Origin of the sequence: Rhodococcus sp. OAS809, assembly GCF_040546695.1 — a bacterium.
Classification (GTDB): Bacteria; Actinomycetota; Actinomycetes; order Mycobacteriales; family Mycobacteriaceae; genus Rhodococcus_F; species Rhodococcus_F qingshengii.
The window spans coordinates 416,637-438,919 of sequence record NZ_JBEPOI010000002.1; the positions used below are offsets into that span (position 1 = coordinate 416,637).

The 22,283-nt window shown below is 62.9% G+C and carries 21 protein-coding genes; 13 read left to right on the forward strand and 8 right to left on the reverse strand.

Features of this window, described 5'->3' with window-relative positions; all coding sequences use genetic code 11:
* Window positions 1-17: 17 nt before the first annotated feature.
* The 5 genes from lspA to dnaE all read left to right on the forward strand — a co-directional run bounded on the left by lspA (window position 18) and on the right by dnaE (window position 6,893).
* A complete protein-coding gene (gene lspA / locus ABIE52_RS05130) occupies window positions 18-704 on the forward strand; it encodes a signal peptidase II (RefSeq protein ID WP_050655314.1) in 687 nt (228 codons plus the stop codon).
* On the forward strand, window positions 701-1,627 hold the full coding sequence (locus tag ABIE52_RS05135; RefSeq protein WP_007733161.1) for an RluA family pseudouridine synthase: 927 nt from the start codon (window positions 701-703) through the stop codon (window positions 1,625-1,627). Before lspA ends, ABIE52_RS05135 begins: the two co-directional genes overlap by 4 nt.
* Window positions 1,624-2,307 (forward strand): hypothetical protein, encoded by a 684-nt coding sequence (locus ABIE52_RS05140; protein WP_192712923.1) that lies wholly within the window; start codon window positions 1,624-1,626, stop codon window positions 2,305-2,307. The genes ABIE52_RS05135 and ABIE52_RS05140 overlap by 4 nt, the downstream gene beginning before the upstream one ends.
* Window positions 2,304-3,257, forward strand: a complete 954-nt coding sequence (gene rarD, locus ABIE52_RS05145; protein WP_007733157.1) for an EamA family transporter RarD — start codon at window positions 2,304-2,306, stop codon at window positions 3,255-3,257. Before ABIE52_RS05140 ends, rarD begins: the two co-directional genes overlap by 4 nt.
* A 99-nt stretch (window positions 3,258-3,356) precedes the next feature.
* A complete protein-coding gene (gene dnaE / locus ABIE52_RS05150) occupies window positions 3,357-6,893 on the forward strand; it encodes a DNA polymerase III subunit alpha (RefSeq protein ID WP_007733155.1) in 3,537 nt (1,178 codons plus the stop codon).
* A gap of 92 nt (window positions 6,894-6,985) precedes the next feature.
* On the opposite strand, the gene ABIE52_RS05155 is transcribed toward dnaE, so the two are convergent.
* Window positions 6,986-7,219, reverse strand: a complete 234-nt coding sequence (locus tag ABIE52_RS05155; protein ID WP_003941759.1) for a hypothetical protein — start codon at window positions 7,217-7,219, stop codon at window positions 6,986-6,988.
* 186 nt (window positions 7,220-7,405) lie between these two features.
* Here ABIE52_RS05155 and ABIE52_RS05160 point away from each other — a divergent pair, with 186 nt between their 5' ends.
* The 3 genes from ABIE52_RS05160 to ilvA all read left to right on the forward strand — a co-directional run bounded on the left by ABIE52_RS05160 (window position 7,406) and on the right by ilvA (window position 11,147).
* A complete protein-coding gene (locus ABIE52_RS05160; RefSeq protein ID WP_003941666.1) occupies window positions 7,406-7,840 on the forward strand; it encodes a nitroreductase family deazaflavin-dependent oxidoreductase in 435 nt (144 codons plus the stop codon).
* Window positions 7,841-7,937: 97 nt separating this feature from the next.
* Window positions 7,938-9,713 (forward strand): pyruvate dehydrogenase, encoded by a 1,776-nt coding sequence (locus tag ABIE52_RS05165; RefSeq protein ID WP_020969844.1) that lies wholly within the window; start codon window positions 7,938-7,940, stop codon window positions 9,711-9,713.
* A 78-nt stretch (window positions 9,714-9,791) separates the two neighbouring features.
* Window positions 9,792-11,147, forward strand: a complete 1,356-nt coding sequence (ilvA, locus tag ABIE52_RS05170; RefSeq protein ID WP_007733150.1) for a threonine ammonia-lyase IlvA — start codon at window positions 9,792-9,794, stop codon at window positions 11,145-11,147.
* Window positions 11,148-11,162: 15 nt separating this feature from the next.
* On the opposite strand, the gene ABIE52_RS05175 is transcribed toward ilvA, so the two are convergent.
* Window positions 11,163-11,684 (reverse strand): TetR/AcrR family transcriptional regulator, encoded by a 522-nt coding sequence (locus ABIE52_RS05175; protein ID WP_007733148.1) that lies wholly within the window; start codon window positions 11,682-11,684, stop codon window positions 11,163-11,165.
* A gap of 128 nt (window positions 11,685-11,812) precedes the next feature.
* Here ABIE52_RS05175 and ABIE52_RS05180 point away from each other — a divergent pair, with 128 nt between their 5' ends.
* A complete protein-coding gene (locus ABIE52_RS05180; RefSeq protein ID WP_007733146.1) occupies window positions 11,813-13,357 on the forward strand; it encodes an MFS transporter in 1,545 nt (514 codons plus the stop codon).
* A gap of 21 nt (window positions 13,358-13,378) precedes the next feature.
* Here the strand turns inward: ABIE52_RS05180 and treZ are convergent, their stop codons facing one another.
* The 3 genes from treZ to ABIE52_RS05195 form a co-directional block, all read right to left on the reverse strand.
* Entirely contained in the window at window positions 13,379-15,100 is a 1,722-nt protein-coding gene (gene treZ / locus ABIE52_RS05185) for a malto-oligosyltrehalose trehalohydrolase (protein ID WP_050655315.1), read from the reverse strand.
* Window positions 15,101-15,169: 69 nt separating this feature from the next.
* Window positions 15,170-16,213: an NAD(P)/FAD-dependent oxidoreductase gene (locus ABIE52_RS05190; RefSeq protein ID WP_354541464.1), complete on the reverse strand. Its 1,044-nt coding sequence runs from the start codon at window positions 16,211-16,213 to the stop codon at window positions 15,170-15,172.
* Window positions 16,185-16,547, reverse strand: a complete 363-nt coding sequence (locus ABIE52_RS05195) for an FAD-dependent oxidoreductase (RefSeq protein ID WP_354541465.1) — start codon at window positions 16,545-16,547, stop codon at window positions 16,185-16,187. The genes ABIE52_RS05190 and ABIE52_RS05195 overlap by 29 nt, the downstream gene beginning before the upstream one ends.
* Before the next feature lie 81 nt (window positions 16,548-16,628).
* On the opposite strand from ABIE52_RS05195, the gene ABIE52_RS05200 reads away from it, so the two are divergent.
* From ABIE52_RS05200 to ABIE52_RS05215, 4 genes are all read left to right on the forward strand, one after another.
* Entirely contained in the window at window positions 16,629-17,513 is an 885-nt protein-coding gene (locus ABIE52_RS05200) for a helix-turn-helix domain-containing GNAT family N-acetyltransferase (RefSeq protein ID WP_050655317.1), read from the forward strand.
* 64 nt (window positions 17,514-17,577) lie between these two features.
* Complete coding sequence (locus tag ABIE52_RS05205) at window positions 17,578-17,964, forward strand: ArsR/SmtB family transcription factor (RefSeq protein WP_003941739.1); 387 nt, start codon at window positions 17,578-17,580, stop codon at window positions 17,962-17,964.
* A complete protein-coding gene (arsB, locus tag ABIE52_RS05210; RefSeq protein WP_050655318.1) occupies window positions 17,961-19,064 on the forward strand; it encodes an ACR3 family arsenite efflux transporter in 1,104 nt (367 codons plus the stop codon). The genes ABIE52_RS05205 and arsB overlap by 4 nt, the downstream gene beginning before the upstream one ends.
* Entirely contained in the window at window positions 19,061-19,474 is a 414-nt protein-coding gene (locus ABIE52_RS05215) for an arsenate reductase ArsC (protein ID WP_003941758.1), read from the forward strand. Before arsB ends, ABIE52_RS05215 begins: the two co-directional genes overlap by 4 nt.
* Before the next feature lie 21 nt (window positions 19,475-19,495).
* On the opposite strand, the gene ABIE52_RS05220 is transcribed toward ABIE52_RS05215, so the two are convergent.
* The 3 genes from ABIE52_RS05220 to ABIE52_RS05230 are packed head-to-tail and all read right to left on the reverse strand — an operon-like array spanning window position 19,496 to window position 22,279.
* On the reverse strand, window positions 19,496-19,627 hold the full coding sequence (locus ABIE52_RS05220; RefSeq protein WP_256082667.1) for a hypothetical protein: 132 nt from the start codon (window positions 19,625-19,627) through the stop codon (window positions 19,496-19,498).
* A complete protein-coding gene (locus tag ABIE52_RS05225) occupies window positions 19,624-20,214 on the reverse strand; it encodes a TetR/AcrR family transcriptional regulator (RefSeq protein ID WP_003941800.1) in 591 nt (196 codons plus the stop codon). Before ABIE52_RS05225 ends, ABIE52_RS05220 begins: the two co-directional genes overlap by 4 nt.
* 52 nt (window positions 20,215-20,266) lie before the next feature.
* Complete coding sequence (locus tag ABIE52_RS05230; RefSeq protein WP_050655319.1) at window positions 20,267-22,279, reverse strand: MFS transporter; 2,013 nt, start codon at window positions 22,277-22,279, stop codon at window positions 20,267-20,269.
* Window positions 22,280-22,283: the final 4 nt, after the last annotated feature.

Below are 22,283 nucleotides of genomic sequence, written 5' to 3' on the forward strand. Positions count from 1 at the left end.
TGAGGGATGATGGTTGCGTGAGTACAGACCACCCAGACCGAGATGTCAACGCGGAGGATCAGCCGATTACCGAAATCTCGAAGGCCGACGAGCCCGAAACCGTGAAACCGGAAGCCGTGAAATCGGAAGACGGTGACCTGGCGGTTGTGCCGGTCGAAAAGCCCCGCCGGCTGACCATGCTCATTGCCATCGCCGCTGTCATCCTGCTCTCGGACATTCTCACGAAGGTGTGGGCAGTCGCCGCGGTCAAACCGGGGCAGCCGATCGAAATCATCGGTGACGTGGTCACATTCACGATGGTGCGCAATCCGGGGGCAGCGTTCTCGATGGCGACGTCGATGACGTGGATCCTCACTCTCGTCGCAATCGGTGTGGTCATCGGTGTGATCAAGATCGGTCGCACGCTCCGATCACCGTGGTGGGCGCTCGGTCTCGGCCTCGTTCTCGGCGGCGCGCTGGGTAACCTCGTCGACCGATTCTTCCGCTCTCCCGGAATCATGCGCGGACATGTGGTGGATTTCGTCTCCGTCGGCTGGTGGCCGGTGTTCAACATCGCGGATTCCGCGATCGTCTGTGGCGCGATTCTGCTCGTCGTCCTGACACTGTTCGGCTTCGAACCCAACGGTGAACGCCTGCGTGATCACAAGGCGGACGACAAGAAGCTCACCGAATCGAAGGCTGCAGCCGAGGGAGAAACCAAGTGAGGGAATCCCGTTCGATGCCAGTGCCCGACGGTCTCGATGCCATGCGCGTCGATGCCGGCCTCGCGCGCCTTCTCGGACTCTCGCGCACCGTGGTCGCGACACTCGCGGAAGAAGGCTCGGTACTCGTCGACGGTGTGGCCGTCGGCAAGTCCGATCGTCTGACCGCAGGGTCGTGGCTCGAGGTAGTCCTGCCCGAACCGCCGCGGCCCCTGACCATCGAAGCGACACCGGTCGAGGGAATGGAGATCCTCTACGCCGACGACGACGTCGTGGCAGTCGACAAGCCCGTCGGAGTTGCCGCGCACGCCAGCGTCGGGTGGACGGGACCGACCGTCATCGGCGGACTTGCCGCGGCCGGTTTCCGCATCTCGACGTCCGGTGCCCACGAGCGTCAGGGCATCGTCCACCGCCTGGACGTCGGAACGTCGGGTGTCATGGTGGTTGCCACATCCGAGCGCGCGTACACGTTGCTCAAGCGCGCTTTCAAGCAGCGGACCATCGACAAGCGCTACCACGCTCTCGTGCAGGGACACCCCGACCCGAGCAGCGGAACGATCGACGCGCCCATCGGACGCCATCACGGGAACGATTGGCGATTCACGGTCACAGCCGACGGCAAGCCCAGCGTCACGCACTACGACACCATCGAGGCGTTCCAGGCAGCGAGTCTGCTGGACGTGCACCTCGAAACCGGTCGCACACACCAGATCCGTGTCCACTTTTCGGCGTTGCGCCATCCGTGCTGCGGCGACCTGACCTACGGCGCGGACCCTCGACTTGCCGAAAGGCTCGGCCTCGAGCGCCAGTGGCTGCATGCCGTGTCTCTTGGATTCGCACATCCGGCGGACGGTCGCTGGGTCGAGATCAAGAGCAAGTACCCGAAGGATCTCGAACACGCACTCGAAGTTCTGCGGTCCTCATGACACCGCGCGGGCTTACCCCCGCGCCGGCCGTCGTCGCGGTGGTGGTCGGTGTGGCGGCGGTGGTGGGCGTGGGGTTCGCGAATCCCGTGCCGACCCCGCCGATCCGGACGGACACCCTGGGTCCGGACAGTGGGGAAGCTGTCCCGGACTACCTCGACCGAGCGCGAGATTCCGTCGCGTCGGTCGATGGGCCGGTGTGGGCGTTGGTCTCGTTCACGAAGGCACTCACCGTCGACGAGGTCATCACGTCGACCAGCAGTGTTCAGGTGCCGGGCGCTGAGGTCTCGGGCGTTCGCGTGTCCAGGGTCATGTTCCGAGTTCCGATCGAGCGCGTCCAGACGCCGCTCATGTCGGTGCCCGTTCCCGACAACGACGAAGCAGTACGCAGATCGCCCGGTGTTGCAGCCACGCGACTGGTCTCGCTCGGCGGCGACACCGATCGTCAGCAACAGGTGGCGCTCGCGTCGGCGAAGCAATTGTCCGCCGGGTGCGCCTGCGCGGTGGGCGTGCTGGTGCGAGCTACTCCCGAAGGACTCGAAGCGATCGAACATGACTCGAACGTCCGTGCAGTGGAAGCGTTGCCGTCCGACGCCTCGCCGTGGTTGGCAGCCGTCCGTCCCTTGCTGCCGGAGTACGTGGACGTCGCTGCTCCCGGCCCCGACGATGGTCCGGTCCCGTGAACTCCGGTTCTGTGAACAAGGACGAACGCGCTGAGTCCCGTTCGTCCTCGGGGATCTTCTACGGTGTGGCGGCTTTCCTGTTGTGGGGAACGTTCCCGGCATTCTTCGGGCTACTCGACTTCGCCGATCCGGTCGAGATCCTGGCGCACCGGGTGGTGTGGACCCTTCTGTTGATGCTGATCGTGTTGGCCTTTGCCGGCCGCCTCGGATCGCTTCGCGGAATCAGCGCACGCACCTGGCTGCTGGTGACCGCGGCGTCAGCGGCGATCGCCGTGAACTGGGGGACGTACATCTATGCCGTGGTGTCAGGCCGCGTCGTGGAGGCGGCTCTCGGGTACTTCATCAACCCGCTGGTCACCGTTCTGCTCGGCGTCGTGATCTTCCGCGAACGATTGCGTCCCGCCCAGATCGCCGCGCTCGTTCTCGCTGCCACGGCAGTTGTGGTGATCACGGTCGACTTCGGGAAACCTCCGATCGTCGCTTTGCTGCTCGCCGGCTCGTTTGCCACCTATGGGTTGGTCAAGAAGGTGGTTCCGCTCGATCCTCGAACCAGTTTGACTGCCGAGGGAGTCGTTGCCGCACCGTTCGCGGTCGGCTACCTCGTGTTTCTCGGCCTGACCGGGGCCGGTGCATTCATCAGCAGCGGTACCGGGCACAGCCTGTTGCTGCTTGCCGCCGGCCCGGTCACCGCGCTGCCGCTGCTCCTGTTCGGCGTCGCCGCTCAGAGAGTTCCGTTGGCGACGATGGGCATGCTGCAGTACCTCACCCCGGCGCTCCAGATGGCGTGGGGTGTGGCCGTCATGCACGAGGACATGCCGGCGTCACGGTGGATCGGCTTCGTTCTGATCTGGGCTGCACTGGTGATCTTCACGACAGACACCTTCGTCGCCGGTCGACGTTCGCGGCGTTCGGTGAGGTCGAGCGCCGAACCCGAGGTTCCGGTCACGTGACCGGAGGCGGCGCACGGCGACTCCGCTACGTCGGTCGCCGGTCGTGTCGGCAGCGCGGCATACACTCGATCTCGCTCCCAGACCTTCAGAGAGGCGCACGTGGCTGACTCGTTCGTACATCTTCACAATCACACCGAGTACTCGATGCTCGACGGTGCGGCCAAGGTCGGCGCCATGTTCGAGGAGGCCGCTCGTCTCGAAATGACCGCAGTCGGCATGACCGACCACGGAAACATGTACGGCGCCAGCCAGTTCTACAACGAGGCAAAGAGCGCCGGCATCAAGCCGATCATCGGCATCGAGGCCTACATCGCACCTGAGTCTCGCTTCAACACCAAGCGAGTTCTGTGGGGCGATCGCAGCCAGAAGTCCGACGACGTCTCCGGTAGCGGTGCGTACACCCACATGACGATGGTGGCCGAGAACGCGACCGGACTCCGCAACCTCTTCAAGCTGTCGTCGCTCGCGTCCATCGAGGGCCAGCTCGGTAAATGGCCACGGATGGACGAGGAGCTCATCGCCGCGCACGCCGAGGGCATCATCGCGACCACGGGTTGCCCGTCCGGTGAGATCCAGACCCGCCTTCGTCTCGGTCACGATCGCGAGGCTCTCGAAGCTGCCGCGAAGTGGCAGGAGATCTGGGGCCCGGACAACTTCTTCCTCGAACTGATGGATCACGGTCTCTCGATCGAGCGCCGTGTGCGAGAGGGTCTGCTCGACATCGGCAAGCAACTCGGTATTCCGCCACTTGCCACCAACGACTGCCATTACGTCACCAAGGACGCCGCCGAGAATCACGAGGCGCTGCTCTGCATTCAGACCGGCAAGACGCTCTCCGACCCCACTCGCTTCAAGTTCGACGGCGACGGCTACTACCTCAAGTCCGCTGCCGAGATGCGCGCCATCTGGGACAACGAGGTACCGGGGGCATGCGACAACACCGTTGCCATCGGCGAGCGTGTGCAGTCGTACGAGGACGTGTGGGCGTTCCACGACCGCATGCCGATCTTCCCGGTCCCGGAGGGACACACGCAGCAGACCTTCCTGCGCGCCGAGGTGATGCGCGGACTCGATCGCCGCTTCCCGAGCGGACCGCCGCAGGAGTACCTCGCCCGCGCCGACTACGAGATCGGCGTCATCAACGAAATGGGCTTCCCGGCCTACTTCCTCGTGGTCGGCGACCTGATCAACCACGCCAAGGACGTCGGGATCCGTGTCGGGCCCGGCCGTGGATCGGCTGCCGGTTCGTTGGTGGCCTACGCGATGGGTATCACCAACATCGACCCCATCCCGTACGGGTTGCTGTTCGAGCGATTCCTCAACCCCGAGCGTGTGTCCATGCCCGATATCGATATCGACTTCGATGATCGCCGTCGCGGCGAGATGGTTCGCTACGCGACGGACAAGTGGGGCAACGACAAGGTCGCCCAGGTCATCACCTTCGGCACCATCAAGACCAAGGCTGCCATCAAGGACTCGGCTCGCGTCCAGTTCGGCAAGCCGGGCTTTGCCATCGCCGATCAGATCACCAAGGCGCTCCCGCCGCCCATCATGGCCAAGGACATCTCGGTTTCCGGTATCACCGACCCGAAGCACGAGCGGTACAAGGAGGCAGTCGAGGTTCGAGCGCTCATCGACTCCAGCCCGGACGTCGCGAAGATCTACAAGACCGCGGTGGGTCTGGAAGGGCTGATCCGCAACGCCGGTGTGCACGCCTGCGCGGTCATCATGTCGTCCGAACCGCTCACCGACGCAATCCCGGTCTGGAAGCGCGCCCAGGACGGCGCCATCATCACCGGGTGGGACTACCCCTCGTGTGAAGCCATCGGTCTGCTCAAGATGGACTTCCTCGGTCTGCGAAACCTCACGGTTATCGGCGACACGCTCGAGAACATCAAAGCCAACCGCGGCATCGACCTCGACCTCGACACGTTGCCGATGGACGATGCGGCAACATACGAACTGCTCGCCCGCGGCGACACTCTCGGTGTGTTCCAGCTCGACGGCGGCGGTATGCGCGAGTTGCTGAAACTGATGCAGCCCACCGGATTCGGCGACATCGTCGCCGCATTGGCGCTGTATCGACCGGGACCGATGGGTGTGGACGCCCACATCTCGTACGCCAAGCGCAAGAACGCCTTGGAAGACGTCAAGCCGATTCACCCCGAGCTGGAGGAGCCGCTAGCGGAGATCCTCTCGGAGACATACGGCCTGATCATCTACCAGGAGCAGATCATGCAACTGGCGCAGAAGGTGGCCGGTTACACCCTGGGTCAGGCCGACTTGCTGCGTCGCGCCATGGGTAAGAAGAAGCTGTCCGAGCTGGAAAAGGCCTACGCCGGCTTCCGGCAGGGCATGTTGGACAACAACTTCAGCGAAGCCGCCATCAAGGCGCTGTGGGACACGGTCCTTCCCTTCGCCGGGTACGCGTTCAACAAGTCGCACTCCGCCGGCTACGGACTCGTGTCGTACTGGACTGCGTACCTCAAGGCGAACTACCCGGCCGAGTACATGGCGGGTCTGCTGACCTCCGTCGGTGACGACAAGGACAAGTCCGCGATCTACCTCGCCGACTGCCGCAAGTTGGGCATCACCGTTCTCCCACCGGACGTCAACGAGTCACGCGTCGACTTCGCGACCGTCGGCGACGACATCCGTTTCGGTATGGGGTCGGTGCGCAACGTCGGCGCCAACGTCGTCGCTTCGATCATCAAGGCGCGCACCGAGAAATCGAAGTTCACCGATTTCTCCGACTATCTCGGCAAGATCGACGCGATGGCTTGCAACAAGAAGGTCACCGAATCTCTCATCAAGGCCGGTGCTTTCGACTCGTTGGGTCACCCGCGCAAGGGCCTGATGTTGGTTCATGCCGACGCCATCGATTCCGTGATGAGCACCAAGAAGGCAGAGGCGATCGGACAGTTCGACCTCTTCGGCGGTGCCGAGGCGGACGAGTCGATCACCTCGGTGTTCGACGTCAAGATTCCCGAGGAGGAGTGGGACTCCAAGCATCGCCTGGCACTCGAACGAGAGATGCTGGGGCTGTACGTTTCCGGTCACCCGCTCAACGGTGTCGAGCACATTCTTCGCCAGCAGTCCGACACGTCCATCGCTGCGATACTCGAAGGCGGCGTTCAGGACGGTGCCCAGGTAACTCTCGGCGGCATCATTGCCTCGGTGGACCGCCGGGTCAACAAGAACGGTCTGACCTGGTGCATCGTGCAGCTCGAAGATCTCGTGGGTGGAATCGAGGTGCTGTTCTTCCCGCAGGCGTACGCCGTTTACGGAATGGACATCGCCGAGGATGCCATCGTGTTGGTCAAGGCTCGCGTTTCGATCCGAGACGATCGGATGTCACTGATCGGCAACGACCTTGCGGTACCTGATATTTCGGCGATCGGGGTTGCGCGTCCGCTGTCGGTCTCGCTGCCGCTTCGGCAATGCACCAAGGACAAGCTCAGTGCTCTCAAGCAGGTGTTGACCAGGCATCCGGGGACGTCCGATGTCCATGTCCGACTGATCGGCGGAACCGAAATCAGCTTGTGGAAGGTCGACGACGTCCTTCGGGTCGAACCGTCCTCGGCACTGATGGGCGACCTGAAGGCATTGCTCGGACCGAGTTGCCTGACGGTCTGACCGCCGAGCGGACCTGAACCGAACGAAGGGACCTTGCTGCTGATGCAGCAAGGTCCCTTCGTGGTTCGCGGGAGTTCGGGGGAGTGCGGTGATCAGGTGGTGCGTGAGTAGTGCACGCGCCGTACCCACCACGTGACTACAGCGGCCGTTGCGGCAGTCAGTACGGCCACCTGCATCGACTGCGTGACGGCACCGGCGACGACGAACAGCACGAACCCGACCACGAGAGCTTCGATCTTGTACAGCGGCCACCGAGTTCCGGCCAGATCGACGCAATAGTCGGGGGAGGGGCGTGATTCGCGAGTGGAGATATCGGCGGTGGTCATCTCGTCCCTTTCTGATACGGCTGTTCGAAGCTGTGGTTTCAGAGTAGCCAGAGATGAGAGTTCGGGCAAGCGAACTTTATTGATCGGCAGCTCACTTAATCGATCAACCAGGGGAGTGCGCGGGCGACAGGCCTGGTCGGCGTGGTTCGGTGGCCAAGGTGCTCGAGTGGGTGTTCACTGGTACACATGCCAATCACAGGTGAGTACGAACCCAGTCCAGCGTCGTGGGCCGCCGATCAGGTCGCACGCATCGAGAACTCCGGTGGCACCGAGGGAAACGACATGAACGGCATGCCCGTCGTCGTTCTCACGACCATCGGGGCAAAGTCCGGCAAGGTCAGGAAGACGCCGCTGATGCGGGTCGAGCACGACGGTTCGTATGCCGTTGTGGCTTCGCTCGGTGGCGCCCCGAAGAATCCGGTCTGGTACTACAACGTCAAAGCCGACCCGCACGTCACGCTGCGTGACGCGACGCAGGTCTTCGACCTGGTTGCTCGGGAAGTCACCGGCGACGAGAAGGCGGTCTGGTGGGAGCGCGCTGTCGCTGCGTACCCCGACTACGCCGATTATCAGACGAAGACCGATCGTGAGATTCCGGTGTTCGTGCTCGAACCCAAGTAACCCCGCATTCCACAAGAAGCGCTGCATCAATCACAAGTAAATCGTCACTCCCGGGGGTCGGCGATCCCGACTCCCGTGAGTGTGTCATGGAGGTCTGATGAGTCCGAAAACCGTTGCAGATCAATTGGTTCAGCAGCTCGTTGACGCGGGTGTCAGTCGGATCTACGGCATTGTCGGTGACAGTCTCAATCCCATCGTCGATGCGGTTCGTCGCACCGGTGGTTCCGAGAAGGGCGGAATCGATTGGATACACGTCCGGCATGAGGAAGCAGCCGCCTTTGCGGCCGCAGCGGATGCCCAGATCACCGGAAAACTCGCAGTGTGTGCCGGATCCTGCGGTCCCGGAAACCTTCACCTGATCAACGGCCTGTACGACGCTCATCGTTCGGGCGCGCCGGTCCTCGCGATCGCCTCACACATCCCCAGCGCCCAGATCGGAATGGGCTACTTTCAGGAAACGCATCCCGAGCGGATCTTCATCGAATGTTCGAGTTACACCGAACTCGTCAGCACGGCAGTCCAATCACCTCGCGTGGTGCAGTCGGCGATTCAGCATTCGGTGGCTCGAAACGGCGTCTCGGTGATCGTGCTTCCCGGGGACATCGCCGATTGTCCGGCAGAAGGCACCCCGCCGACGCTCGTCGAAACCCGAAGGCCGACAGTCGTTCCGGATGCCGGTGACGTCAAGGCGTTGGCAGATGTGATCAACGGCTCGCGTAAGGTTGCGATCTTCGCCGGCGCGGGCGTGCGAGATGCGCGCGCGGAGGTTCTGGCGTTGGCCGAAACCGTCGGCGCTCCCATCGGGCATTCACTGCGTGGCAAGGAATGGATCCAGTACGACAATCCATACGACGTCGGGATGACCGGATTGCTCGGTTACGGTGCGGCGCACGACGGTATCCACGGCGCCGATCTCCTGCTCCTGATCGGTACGGACTTTCCCTACGATCAGTTCTTGCCCGACGACGTTCGCACTGCTCAGATCGACATCGCGGCCGAGCGGTTGGGGCGTCGAACCAGCCTGGACCTGGCTGTGCACGGCGACGTCGCGAGCACCTTGAGCGCACTGATTCCGCAGCTTGATCGAAAGACCGACCGCGGGTTCCTGGAGGACACGCTCGCCAAGCACAACACTCTGATGACCAAAGTGGTTGGTGCATACACGGATCCGGTCAAGCAGCGCACGCCGATTCACCCCGAGTATGCGGCATCGATCTTGGACGATCTGGCAGCCGACGACGCAATCTTCACCGCCGACACCGGGATGTGCAACGTGTGGACGGCGCGCTATCTCAATCCGAACGGATCGAGACGCTTCATCTCCTCGGCGCTGCACGGATCGATGTCCAATGCGCTCCCACACGCGATGGGTGCTGCATGGTCGAGTCCGGGGCGTCAGGTCATCTCGGTGTCGGGCGACGGTGGATTGTCGATGCTGCTCGGTGAGTTGGTCACCGTCGCGATGTACAAGTTGCCGGTCAAGATCGTGGTGTTCAACAACTCGACGCTCGGAATGGTCAAGCTCGAGATGCTGGTCGACGGCCTTCCGGATTTCGGGGTCGACGTGCCCGCGGTCGACTACGCGGCGGTTGCTGCTGCGCTCGGTATCTTTTCGCGCCGAATCGAGAATCCCGCGGATATCGAAGCGGGCCTACGCGCCGCGCTCGATCACGACGGTCCGGCCTTGGTGGATCTGGTGACCGATCCGTTGGCATTGTCGTTGCCGCCCACCATCACCGGTGGTCAGATGAAGGGCTTCGCTTTGGCGATGTCGAAGATGGTGATGAACGGCGGCGTCGGCGAGGCAGTACAGATGGCCAAGTCGAATCTGCGGAACGTGCCACGTCCCTCACAGTTGGATCCGCGCGGCTGACCTACCGCCACCCTGCCTCGCAGACCATGCGGGGCGGGGTGGTGGGAAGGTTGATCTCCGACGTGCGAAAATGGCGGGGTGTCTAACTCGCCCGATGTCGTAGTAACGAAGTCCACCGTCCCCGCGCTCGACGCGCAGGAGATCGACGCGGCCATCGAGCGAATTCAGCACGTCATTGCGGCGACGCCCCTGCAGTACAGCGATCGTCTTTCGGCGTTGACCGGGGCACACGTGTATCTCAAGCGTGAGGACCTCCAGGGCGTTCGTTCGTACAAGATTCGTGGAGCGTACAACCTGATCGCTCAGCTCAACGAGGCCGAACGCGGTGCCGGCGTAGTGACTGCCAGTGCCGGTAACCATGCGCAGGGTGTTGCTTTCGCGTGCCGAACGATGCAGATCAAGGGTCGGATCTACGTTCCGGCCAATACCCCCAAGCAGAAGCGTGATCGCATCCGCGCGCACGGTGGAGCGTTTGTCGAACTGTTCATGATCGGTGAGACCTATGACGCCGCCGCTGCTGCGGCCGCCGAGGACGTAGCCGAAACCGGCGCAACCATGGTTCCGCCGTTCGACGACGTGCGCACCGCTGCGGGGCAAGGAACCATCGCAGCGGAGATTCTCACGCAATTGGACGCCCCTCTCGACACGATCGTCGTGCCGGTCGGAGGCGGCGGTTGCATTGCGGGCATCGCCACCTACCTGCACGAACGGTCGCCGAAGACGTCGATCGTCGGGATCGAGCCGTCCGGTGCGGCGTCAATGACGGCCGCTCTTGTTGCCGGGGGCCCGGTGACTCTTCCCGACGTCGATCCATTTGTCGACGGAGCAGCGGTCAAGAGGATCGGCGATGTTCCCTACGAGGTCGTCTCACGTCTGGGTGCCGCCGTGGTGTCGCACGCGTCGTTGCCGCTCGTGGCTCGTCAACTTCAGACACGGTCCGGTTCGGGATCGTTTGTCGTCAATCAGATCGACGAGGGCGCTATCTGCACGGCGATGCTCGAGCTGTATCAGAGCGAGGGCATCATCGCCGAACCCGCGGGAGCGCTTTCCGTTGCGGCACTTCAGAATTTGACGTTCGAGCCGGGTTCGACCGTCGTGTGCCTGATCTCCGGTGGCAACAACGACGTCTCTCGTTACGGCGAAATCCTCGAGCGTTCGCTCGTTCACCTCGGGCTCAAGCACTACTTCCTGGTCGACTTTCCGCAGGAACCGGGAGCGCTCCGTCGCTTCCTCTCGGACGTGCTCGGGCCGGACGACGACATCGCGCTGTTCGAGTACGTCAAGCGAAACAATCGCGAGACGGGTGCCGCGTTGGTGGGTATCGAACTCGGTTCCGCCGACGGGTTGGCGGCGTTACTCGAGCGGATGGAGCGCGCGCCGATGCAGTCCGAGAGGCTCGAGCCGGGAAGCCCGGCGTACCGCTATCTGACGTAAGGGACGCCCCCCCGGTCAGGGCCGCAGTCGCTCGACTACCTGTCGATGCAGTTCGGGATCCGGCTGGGGGAGTCCGAGCATGGCCGCCAGATACAGGCCGTCGCCGACGAGTCGGATGATCTCGGCCTGCACAGGGTCGGCGATCTCGGTCTGAAGGCCCTTGTCCCAGCTCCGCATCACATGTGTGACGGCCTTCTGGATTTCGTCGTGTTGTCCGTCGACTGTTCTCAGTGCCGCGATGATCGACCGGAAGAGTGAGAGTTCTTCGCTTTCGTTCGCATCGGGGATCTGCAGATAGAACTCGGTGACCGTCGTACCGCCGGCTACGGCGTCTTCGAGTTGCTGATCCGAGCGTTCTCCGAGTCTGCGGACCATCGCCGCGAGCAGTGCTTCCTTGCTGGGGAAGTGATAGAGAAGTCCGCCCTTGGAAACCCCGGCTTCGGCGGCAACGCCTTCGAGCGTGACTTGGGCGACGCCGCTGACCAGCAGCAGCTTCTCCAGTGCGTCGAGAATTCGATCGCGAGTGTCGGCAGCCATGTGATGTGACCCTACCCGGAAATAACTTTACCGCTCGGACGGTTCACTGTTACCGTAGACCTACTGTACCGGCTGGACGGTGCAGTGAAGTCTTTTCGAAAGAACTCAGAGAAAGTCGCAGGGGAGCAATGTCAGTGTCGGCAGATCACACGTCTGCAATCAATCCCGACGAGGTTCGGGCGACAAAGCGTGACTGGGCGGGCTTGATAGTCCTTGCCTTTGCTGTGTTGCTCATCGCAGTCGACGGCACGGTGCTCGATCTTGCGCTTCCGTTCATCAGCGCCGACCTCGAGCCGAGCAGCACGCAGTTGCTGTGGATCATCGACGTCTATTCGTTCGTGCTCGCCGGTCTGCTCATCACCATGGGTACGCTCGGCGACCGGATCGGTAGGCGAAAACTGCTCCTGATCGGCGCAGTCGGCTTCGGTCTCGCCTCGATCATCGCCGCTCTCGCTGTCAGTCCCGAGATGCTCATTGCCGCCCGCGTGCTGCAGGGTATTTCCGGTGCAACGCTGATGCCGGCCACCCTCGGTCTGATCCGCACGATCTTCGTCAACCCGCGTCAGCGCACCGAGGCGATCGGTGTCTGGGGCGCGATGGCCGGTGGCGGTACCGCGGCCGGCCCGTTGGTCGGTGGTTGGTTGCTCGAGCACTTCTGGTGGGGTTCGGTCTTCTTGATCAACATTCCGGTCATGATCGCGCTGGTTGTACTCGGCCCGATCCTGATCCCGGAGTCGAAGGACCCCAATCCGGGTCGATTCGACCTCATCAGCGCTGGTCTGTCGATGGCGACCATGTTGCCGCTGGTGTACGCGGTCAAGGAATCCGTGGTGCACGGCGTCAGCATCACGTTGCTGGTGATCGGCCTCGTTGGTCTCGCGGCGGGTTACGTGTTCGTGCGTCGTCAGCGGATGCTGAAGGATCCGATGTTGGATCTGAAGCTGTTTGCCAACGCGTCGTTCTCCACCGCCGTCATCACCAACCTGCTCTCGATCTTCGCGCTGGCAGGTGTCCTGTTCTTCGGCTCGCAGTACCTGCAGTTGGTGCTGGGTAACTCGGCGCTCGACGCCGGCCTGCTGATGCTCCCGGGTATGTTGCTCAGCGCATTCACCGCGGTTGCGGCGGCCTGGTTGATTCGCCGGTGGTCGGTGTCTCACGTGCTCAGCGCGGGCCTCGCGGTTGCCGGTATCGGTGCTGCGATGCTGCTCGCGCTCGGCGTCGACAGCGGCCCGTTGATGTTCGTGATCGGCTTCGGTCTGGCCGGTGCTGGTGTCGGTGTCGCGTTGACGTTGACATCGGATCTCGTGGTCAGCTCGGTGGAACCCGAACGCGCCGGCGCTGCGTCCGCTGTGTCGGAGACCGCGTACGAACTCGGCATCGCGCTCGGCGTGGCGATCCTGGGCAGCGTGGTGATGGCGATCTTCCGCAAGGGAATCGACACCTCGATGCTCGAAGCAGATCAGGCGCACGCTGCACAGGGCACGCTCGGCGGTGCCCTGCAGGAAGCAACGTACCTACCTGGTGAACTCGGTTCGGTGCTTGCCGATTCCGCGAAGTCGGCGTTTGTCGACGGTATGCACGTTGCTGCCGGTGCAACAGCTTTGGTTCTGTTCGTCAGTGCCGCATTGGTGTTGCGGATGCTGCGGAGTACACCAGAGAACGCGAAGCGTTAATACCGGAATCTCGAGAGTTAGTCAGCTTTCGAGTACGACGAACGAGTGCCCCGGCACCACTGTTGCGGACGCGGTCTCGTCCTGTGTCGGCGGATCCCACCAGAGGATGGGGGTTCCGCCGACCGGAACCGAGGCCGCGTCCGTTCCCAGATTGCACACGATCTGTAATGCGCCGCGGCGCAAGGTGATCCACTGGTCGTCCTCGTCGTAGTCGACGTGCAGGTTCCCCAGCCAAGGGTCGGTGATCTCGATTCGCTTCCTGCGCAGGGCAAGTAGATCGCGATAGCAGGCCAGGACGCGAGCGCGTGTCTCGTCGTCTCGCTCGTCCCAGTCCAGTTTCGATCGCAGAAATGTCTGTGGGTCTTGCGGATCCGGAATGTCGTCACTGTTCCAGCCGTGCGCCGCGAACTCCGCTTTGCGGCCTTTGGCAGTGGCCTCGCCGAGTTCCGGTTCCGGATGCGAGGTGAAGAACTGGAACGGAGTGGTCGCTCCCCATTCCTCGCCCATGAACAGCATCGGTGTGTACGGCGATAGCAGGACCAGCGCCGCCTTGATCGCCAATTGTCCTGGCGTCAGATAGGCGCTCGGGCGGTCCCCGATCGCGCGGTTGCCGATCTGATCGTGGGTGCACGTGTATGCGAGCAGGGCGCTGGCGGGCTGATGCGTGATGTCGATCGGCCGGCCGTGAACCCGTCCACGGAACGAGGAATACGTTCCGGCGTGGAAGAAACCGCGCCGCAATGTATTTGCAAGGGATTCCAAGGATCCGAAGTCGGCGTAATAACCCTGGCGTTCGCCGGACACGGCCGTGTGAATCGTGTGGTGGATGTCGTCGTCCCACTGCGCGTCCAAGCCGAACCCGCCGGCCGCTCGTGGTGTGATCAGAGTGGCGTCGTTGAGATCACTTTCGGCAATCAACGTGAGCGGTCGGCCCAGATGGGCCGACAGTGTTTCCGTTCGGACGGCGAGTTCCTCGAGGATGTGCGTTGCGGTGTGATCGACCAACGCGTGGACGGCGTCGAGGCGTAGACCGTCGATGTGGAAATCGCGCATCCATCGCAGGGCATTGCCGATGATGTACTCGCGAACCTCGCCCGACTGCGGACCGCCGATGTTGATCGTTCGGCCCCAGGTGTTCGCTCCATCGGCAATGTAGGGGCCGAACTTTTCGAGGTAGTTGCCCGACGGGCCCAGGTGGTTGTAGACCACGTCAAGGATCACGCCGAGTCCGCGTTCGTGGGCCGCATTCACCAAGCGTTGCAATCCGTCCGGGCCACCGTAGATCTCGTGGACCGTGTACCAGAGCACACCGTCGTAGCCCCAGTTGTGAGTTCCGTTGAAGCCGTTGACCGGCATGATTTCCACGAAGCCGACGCCGAGGTCTACCAGGTGATCGAGACGTTCGATCGCGGCGTCGAATGTTCCTTCGGGGGTGAACGTTCCGATGTGCAGTTCGTAGACCGATGATCCTGGGAGTTGTCGTCCGGTCCACTGAGAGTCGGTCCAGGACGCCTCGTCGAGTTGGTGCAGTTGGGAGCGGAGATGCACGCCTTCGGGCTGGCGTGGTGAACGCGGATCCGGGAGTGTTTCACCGTCGACGACAAAGCCGTAGCGAGCGCGGTTGTCGCAGTCGACCTCGGCGCGCCACCACCCGTCGTCGGTCCGGTCCATCTCGTGCGTGATGCCGTCGACTTCGACCCGGACCGATTCCGGTGTGGGCGCCCAGACCTCGAATGTATGCACACGATCAGCATGCCTTGTTCGGCCGGATGTGGCAGCCCGGCGGGCTGGTTCCGTCGTCAAGGACTGTTTCTATCCGCAGGTGTTGCCGGACGGTGCAGACAGCGTGATCAGTTTCGGAGCGGGGGCGCTGCAGCATCCGCCCTCGGCTTTCCCTGTGTCGGTTTCTGCTGTGTCAGGTTCGTCGAAAATGCCTGCGCCGCCGCAGACTCCGGTCTCCGGAAGGACCAACTCGACGCGGGCCGCTGCTTCGTGATCGCCGGCGAGCTCGGCTGCGATGCTGCGAACCTGCTCGTAGCCGGTCATCGCCAGGAAGGTGGGTGCTCGGCCGTAGCTTTTCATTCCAGCCAAGTACACCCCCGGCTCCGGATGGCGAAGCTCCTTCGCGCCATGCGGGTAAACGGTGCCGCACGAGTGGACGTTCGGGTCGATCAGCGGAGCAAGCTCGACCGGTGCTTGTAAGACCGGGTCGAGGCCGAGTCGAATTTCCGAGAGCCAGGACAGATCGGGGCGGAAGCCGGTCAGCGTTATGACGTTGTCCACGTTCTCGATGCGATCACCCGCATCGGAGGCGAGTATGAGTTGTCCCGAAGGGGTAGTTGTCACCTCTGCGGTGCGGAAGCCGGTGACGACTCTCAACAGGCCATCCTCGACGGCCTTCTTTGCACGCAAGCCCAGGGCGCCGCGCGCGGGCAGTTCGTCAGCGTCGCCGCCTCCGAATGCAGAGCCGATGTTTCCTCGGCGGACCGCCCAGGTGATGCGGGTGCTCGGAGCCTGCTCCGCCAACCCTGACAGCGCAACGATCGCCGTCAGCGCGGAGTGGCCACTACCTGCGATGACGGTGTGCGTTCCGGCGAACTGTGCCCGCACTGCCGGATCGTCGAGATCAGGAACCCGGTACCGGATCGCAGTACCCACAGCGCCTTCGCCGAGTGCAGGAAGACCTTCACCACCGAGCGGGTTGGGGGTGCCCCAGGTGCCGGACGCATCCACAACGGCCTGGGCGAACATCCGATCCTCGGTTCCGTCCCGGCGCCGCAGGTGAATCGAGAGGGGTTCGCTGTCGCGTCCGGCGTCGACGACCAGGTCACGTCCGCGTCGAGCTACGCCGATCACCTCGGTGTCGAACTGGACCAGGTCGGCGAGGGCCGAGGCGAGTGGTTCGAGGTAGAGCTCGCGCCATTGCCGGCCGGTCGGATAGGTCTGCCCGTCGGGTGAGCTCCATCCATTCTGGTCGAGGAGTCGCCGCGCGGGCGGGGGAGACGAGTTCGGACCACCGGGAGAACAGTCGAACGTGATTCCACTCGGAGATCGCAGCACCGGCTGTGGTTCCGCGCTCGAATACAAGGGGTGTGAGTCCGCGCTCGCGCAGTTCTGCTGCGGCTGCTAGGCCGATCGGGCCGGCCCCGATCACGACAACGGGTAGGGGGTTCATTTTCGTGCCTTTCATCGACGATTATCGATCTACGGGGAACAGTATCGACGATCATCAATGTAGGCAACCATCGACAGCTGTCGATATAGTGGAGAGATGACTTCGCTGCAGACTCCGACGGTGCGAGTCGGAGATTCGGACTCGGATCAGATCCGTTCTTCCGTCCTCGCGCAGGGCGATGCCGATACCTACGCGCAGTGGTTCGCCTGCCTTGCCGAGCCGATGCGCGTCCGATTGCTTCACCGGGTAGCGAGCGCGGTCGGTGGTATTACCGTCGGAGCGCTCGCCGAGGCGTTGGGGATCGGGCAACCGACGGTGTCGCACCACCTGCGCAAGCTTGCCGATGTGGGTTTTGTGACCATGCGTAAGGAAGGGACGAGCACGGTCGTCGCGATGAGTCCGACGTGTTGCGTTGCCTTGCCGCAGGCGGCGGATGTGGTGATGGGAGTCCTTGCTCCGCGTCCGTGCTGCCCGAGTGATCTGCCCGACGATGTCTCTGTCCGGGCCATGATCGACGACGACTGGGATGCGGTTCGCCGTATTTACGGCGAGGGTATCGACACCCGAAATGCCACCTTTGCCGCTGAGGTCCCCTCGCGTGAGCATCTCCACGAACGGTGGCTGCCGCAGCATCGATGGGTGGCGACTGTCGGGGGTGTTGTTGTCGGATGGGCTGCGTTGAGTCCGGTTTCCGAGCGTGACTGCTACCGCGGGGTTGCCGAGAACTCCGTGTACGTTGCGGACGGCATGCGTGGTCGTGGCGTCGGAAAGGCGTTGTTGCGCAAGCAAGTCATGGCCGCCGACGCCGACGGACTCTGGACTCTGCAGACGTCGATGTTCCCGGAGAACCGTGCCTCCATCTCGCTCCATCATTCGGCCGGGTTTCGAACGGTCGGCCTTCGCGAGAAGATCGCCGAACTCGACGGCGTGTGGCGCGACACTGTTCTGCTCGAGCGTCGAACGGCGATCGCCGAGGGATGAGTCCGGGATCCGGCTGACCGGATGCCCGATTGCGCGTTGATTCGATATCTGCCAATATCGAAGAATGTCGAATCAAGAGCTGCCGGACTCCGAGGCTTGCTGCACCCCGCTCGTTCGTGAACCGTTGACCGAGGATTGGGCCGGCGACTTGTCTCGGATGTTCAAGGCCCTCGGCGATCCGGTTCGTCTCCGCTTGCTCAGCTTGGTGGCAAGTCACGAGGGTGGTGAAGCCTGCGTCTGCGACATCTCCGACTCGTTCGACTTGTCTCAGCCGACTATCTCGCATCACCTGAAGGTGTTGCGCCAGGCCGGGCTGCTCGATTGTGAACGACGCGGGACCTGGGTGTACTACTGGGTTATTCCGGCTGCGCTGCAACAGCTTTCCGCCGTTCTGCTGGTAGAAGGTGCGAGCGTGAGTGCCGCGGACGCTTGCGCTGAGGTCACCGCATGAGCAACACCGCTGCCACCACCGAACACCCCGAAGTCGTCGGAAAACTCTCCACCCTCGACCGCTATCTGGCGGTCTGGATCGGCGTGGCCATGGTCGTCGGCCTGCTGGTTGGACGCTGGATCCCCGGTGTGAACACTGCCCTGGACAAGGTGCAGATCGACGGCATCTCGCTACCGATCGCCCTCGGTCTGCTGATCATGATGTACCCGGTCCTGGCGAAGGTCCGCTACGACCGCCTCGACACAGTCACCGGGGACAAGAAACTCCTCGCCGGCTCCCTGTTCCTGAACTGGGTTCTCGGCCCGGCGCTGATGTTCGCCCTCGCCTGGCTGTTTCTGCCTGACCTGCCGGAATACCGAACCGGTTTGATCATCGTCGGTCTCGCTCGGTGCATCGCGATGGTGATCATCTGGAACGACCTGGCCTGCGGAGACCGCGAAGCCGCCGCGGTGCTGGTCGCCATCAATTCGGTGTTCCAGGTGATCATGTTCGCCGTGCTCGGTTGGTTCTACCTCTCGGTCCTGCCCGGGTGGCTCGGCCTCGAACAGACCACCATCGACACCTCGCCCTGGCAGATTGCGAAATCGGTCCTGATCTTCCTCGGTATCCCGCTGCTGGCAGGTTTTCTGTCCCGCTTCTTCGGCGAACGCGCCAAAGGCCGCGACTGGTACGACAACAAGTTCATCCCCAAGATCAGCCCCTGGGCGCTCTACGGTCTGCTGTTCACCATCGTCGTGCTCTTCTCGATGCAGGGCGAACAGATCACCTCCCAGCCTTGGGATGTCGTCCGGATCGCGCTGCCCCTGCTCGCGTACTTCGCGCTCATGTGGGGCGGAGGCTACATCCTCGGCGCCGCAATCGGATTGGGCTATGAACGCACCACGACCCTGGCGTTCACCGCCGCGGGCAACAACTTCGAACTCGCGATCGCGGTAGCCATCGCCACCTACGGCGCCACCTCGGGGCAAGCTCTTGCCGGTGTCGTCGGCCCGCTGATCGAGGTACCGGTGCTCGTCGGGCTGGTCTATGTCTCCCTTGCTCTACGCAAACGCTTTGCAGTCGAAGAGGTTTCATCCAGTCGAGAAAGAGTGAGGTCATGAGCAAACCATCGGTGTTGTTCGTCTGCGTCCACAATGCCGGTCGATCTCAGATGGCCGCGGGATTCCTGAGCCATCTCGCAGGCGACGCCATCGAGGTCCGTTCCGCCGGATCCGCACCCGCCGAGACCGTCAATTCGGCAGCGGTCGAGGCGATGGCAGAGCGCGGTATCGACATCTCAGCGCAGTCTCCGAAGATCCTCACTGTCGACGCCGTCCAGGATTCGGATGTCGTCATCACCATGGGCTGCGGCGACACGTGCCCGATCTTCCCCGGCAAGAGTTACCGAGACTGGGTTCTCGACGACCCGGCCGGACAGGGCCTTGAAGCAGTTCGCCCGATCCGTGACGAAATCGAGCGGCGCGTTCAAGCCTTGATCGCTGAACTCACCACTGCCGCGAAGTCTTCCTGACCGATCGGGGACTCGACAGGATCATTCGTCGGTGGGCTCGATGTGTTCGGCACCGAGGACGGAGAGTCGGTATTCCTGTGCGTCCTGCTCGGTTTCGAAATCTTTCTCTTCGAGGAGATTCCGGTCGGCGTCGAGGTATCGGTAAGTCGTCATTCCTCCACCGTGTCACTGATGAACGATTCGTGCTCGGATACCGGTTCGATTTCGTCGACGGCTATTTGAATCAGCCTTCCGTAGCGCCGGATCAGATCCTCCGACGACAGTGAATCCTCACCGAGGAGTTCGAGCGTCCGCATGCCGGTGGCCAGTCCGAGCAGCAGTGAGACGACGATCTGGCTGCGTACCAAACCGGGCTCCGTGTCGCCGATGCGGCGCGCGATCCCGTGAACGTATCGTTGCTTGATCTCGGCCCGAGCGGCGGCCGGATCTGGCGCCTCGTGAACGTGTACTGCGAGCATTGCCCACGGATCGGTTTCGTCGGATTCTCTACGAGCGACAAGTTTCTCGACCAGTTGACAGCCGATGTCTCCGGTGGCGTCGGCATTCGGATCCTCGTCCATCGGAGGTGCGGACGGGATCGCAGCCGAGTACAGCCGAGCTTTGCTGCCGTAGATCTTCATGACCAGGGCAGGGGAGTAGCCGGCTGCGACCGCGATGTCCTTGATGGTCGTCGATGCGTAACCTCGTTCCGCGAACAAGGCTTTCGCTGCTGTGAGGATGCTGGCTTCACCGCTGCTCATGCCGCTCGCCTCGATACCCGATCGCCATGTGTTCGGTTGCTCATACTGGCGTTCATACTGTCGTCAACGGCTCGGCATCGACGGGTACGTCGAAATCGACGACGGTGGACTGCGCGATGACCGCTATCTGACGAGCCAATGTGCCGTGTCCGCTCTCGGTCAGCGCGGTCAGGATGTACCGGCCGGATGTGGGAAGTGCGATTCCGTAGTGCCCGGTTCCGTCGGTGACGGTGGATGCGACGAATTCGCCGGTCGGTTTCGTGAGCGTGACGACGGTTCCCGAGGTTGTTCGGCCGCCGACTCCGACCTTGCCGGAGATGGTGAGGCGGTCACCGAGTTCGACGGTGTGCGTCGATTGCGCGCTGTCGAAAGCGATCACCTGCGACCGAGGGGACCAGCCGTCGGCACTCGTCACTACCAAATACCGTCCGGGCCGGGGTAGGGCGAGGGAAAAGTTGCCCTCGTTGTCGGCGCGACTCCAGTCGATCGGTCGACCCTCCATGTCCATCACGGTGACAACGGCCTGCCGGATCGGTCGGCTGTCGGCCCGGACCACACGACCGGCAACCACAATTTCCGTTTCGGACACGGCGGCGTCGGGAAGCTCGAACCCTTCCGGGGTCACCGGGCGAAGTGCCGCTTCCGGTTTTGCGCCGCGGCGAGGAATGAACGCAGCGGCAGCGGCAGCAGCCACGGCGGCGAGGGCGGCCAGCCAGAAGATGTTCTTGAAGGCGTCGATCGACGGAAGGCCCTCGCCCGGCCCGGACGGGATGACCATCGACGTGAGCATGGCGGCAACCACCGCGCTGGACGTGGAAGTACCGACTGAGCGGAGCAGCGAATTGAGGCCGTTTGCCGACGCGGTTTCGGTAATCGGAACCGATCGCATGATCAGCATCGGCATCGCGGAGTAGGCGATTGCGGTTCCGATGCTGACCACCGCCGCGCTGATGATGATCAGTGCTATCGAACCGGTCAGGAACACTCGCGCGATGTAGGCGAGCGCGAGCACCGTGCCGCCGACGATCAGAGTGATCTTGGCTCCGAATCGCTTCGTGATGTTCGCGGAGACGGGCGCGAAGAAGACCATCGCGAGGCCTGCCGGAATCATGCACAGTCCGGCCGCCATCACGCCCAGTTCGAAGCCGTAGCCGGAGATCTTCGGCATCTGAAGTTGTTGGGTGGTGGAGAGGTTGTTCGCGTACATCGAGAAGCCGACGAGGATCGAGGCGACGTTGGTCAGCAGAACAGGCCGCTTGGCCGACGTTCGTAGATCGACCATCGGCTGGGTGACGCGGAGTTCGTAAGGGAACCACAATGCGAGAGTCACGATTCCGATGACGAACATCAGCAATGTCAGTTCGCTCGTCCATCCCCAACGGGCGCCCTTGGAGATGGCGAGGAGGATCGCCGTGAGTGCTGTCGAGAGCATGACCGCGCCCAGGAAGTCGAATTTGCCGCGGGTACGAACACTTGATTCCGGGACGACGACGGCTACCGCGATGATCAGCAGGACGCCCACGATCGCCGAGAGCCAGAAGATGGCGGGCCAGCCCAGATGCTCGAAGATCAACCCGGACAGCGGGAGCCCGAGTGCGCTGCCGATTCCGAGAGTGGCACTCATCAACGCTGTTGCCGACGCCACCTTCTCCTTGGGCAGTTCGTCGCGCATGATGCTGATTCCGACGGGGATCATCGAGATCGCGAAGCCCTGGAGACCACGTCCGATCAGCAGGGCGACAAAGTTGCCGCCGATCGCCGCGACCAGTGATCCGACCACGATCATCGTCATCGAGATCAGCATCATGCGTCGTTTTCCGAACATGTCTGCCAGGCGGGAGACGATCGGAGTGGCGACGGCACTCGTGAGGAGCGTGACGGTGACGAGCCAGGAGGCGTCGTCAGCGCTGACGCCGAGGATCTTCGGGAAATCGGGCAACAACGGAATGACCATCGTTTGTTGCAGCGCGACCACGGTGCCGGAAAGACAGAGAATTGCGGTAATGAGCCGACTCGAACGGCGAGTGGTCGGAGACGAGTGCAATGCCAAGAGACGGTCCTTCACGCGG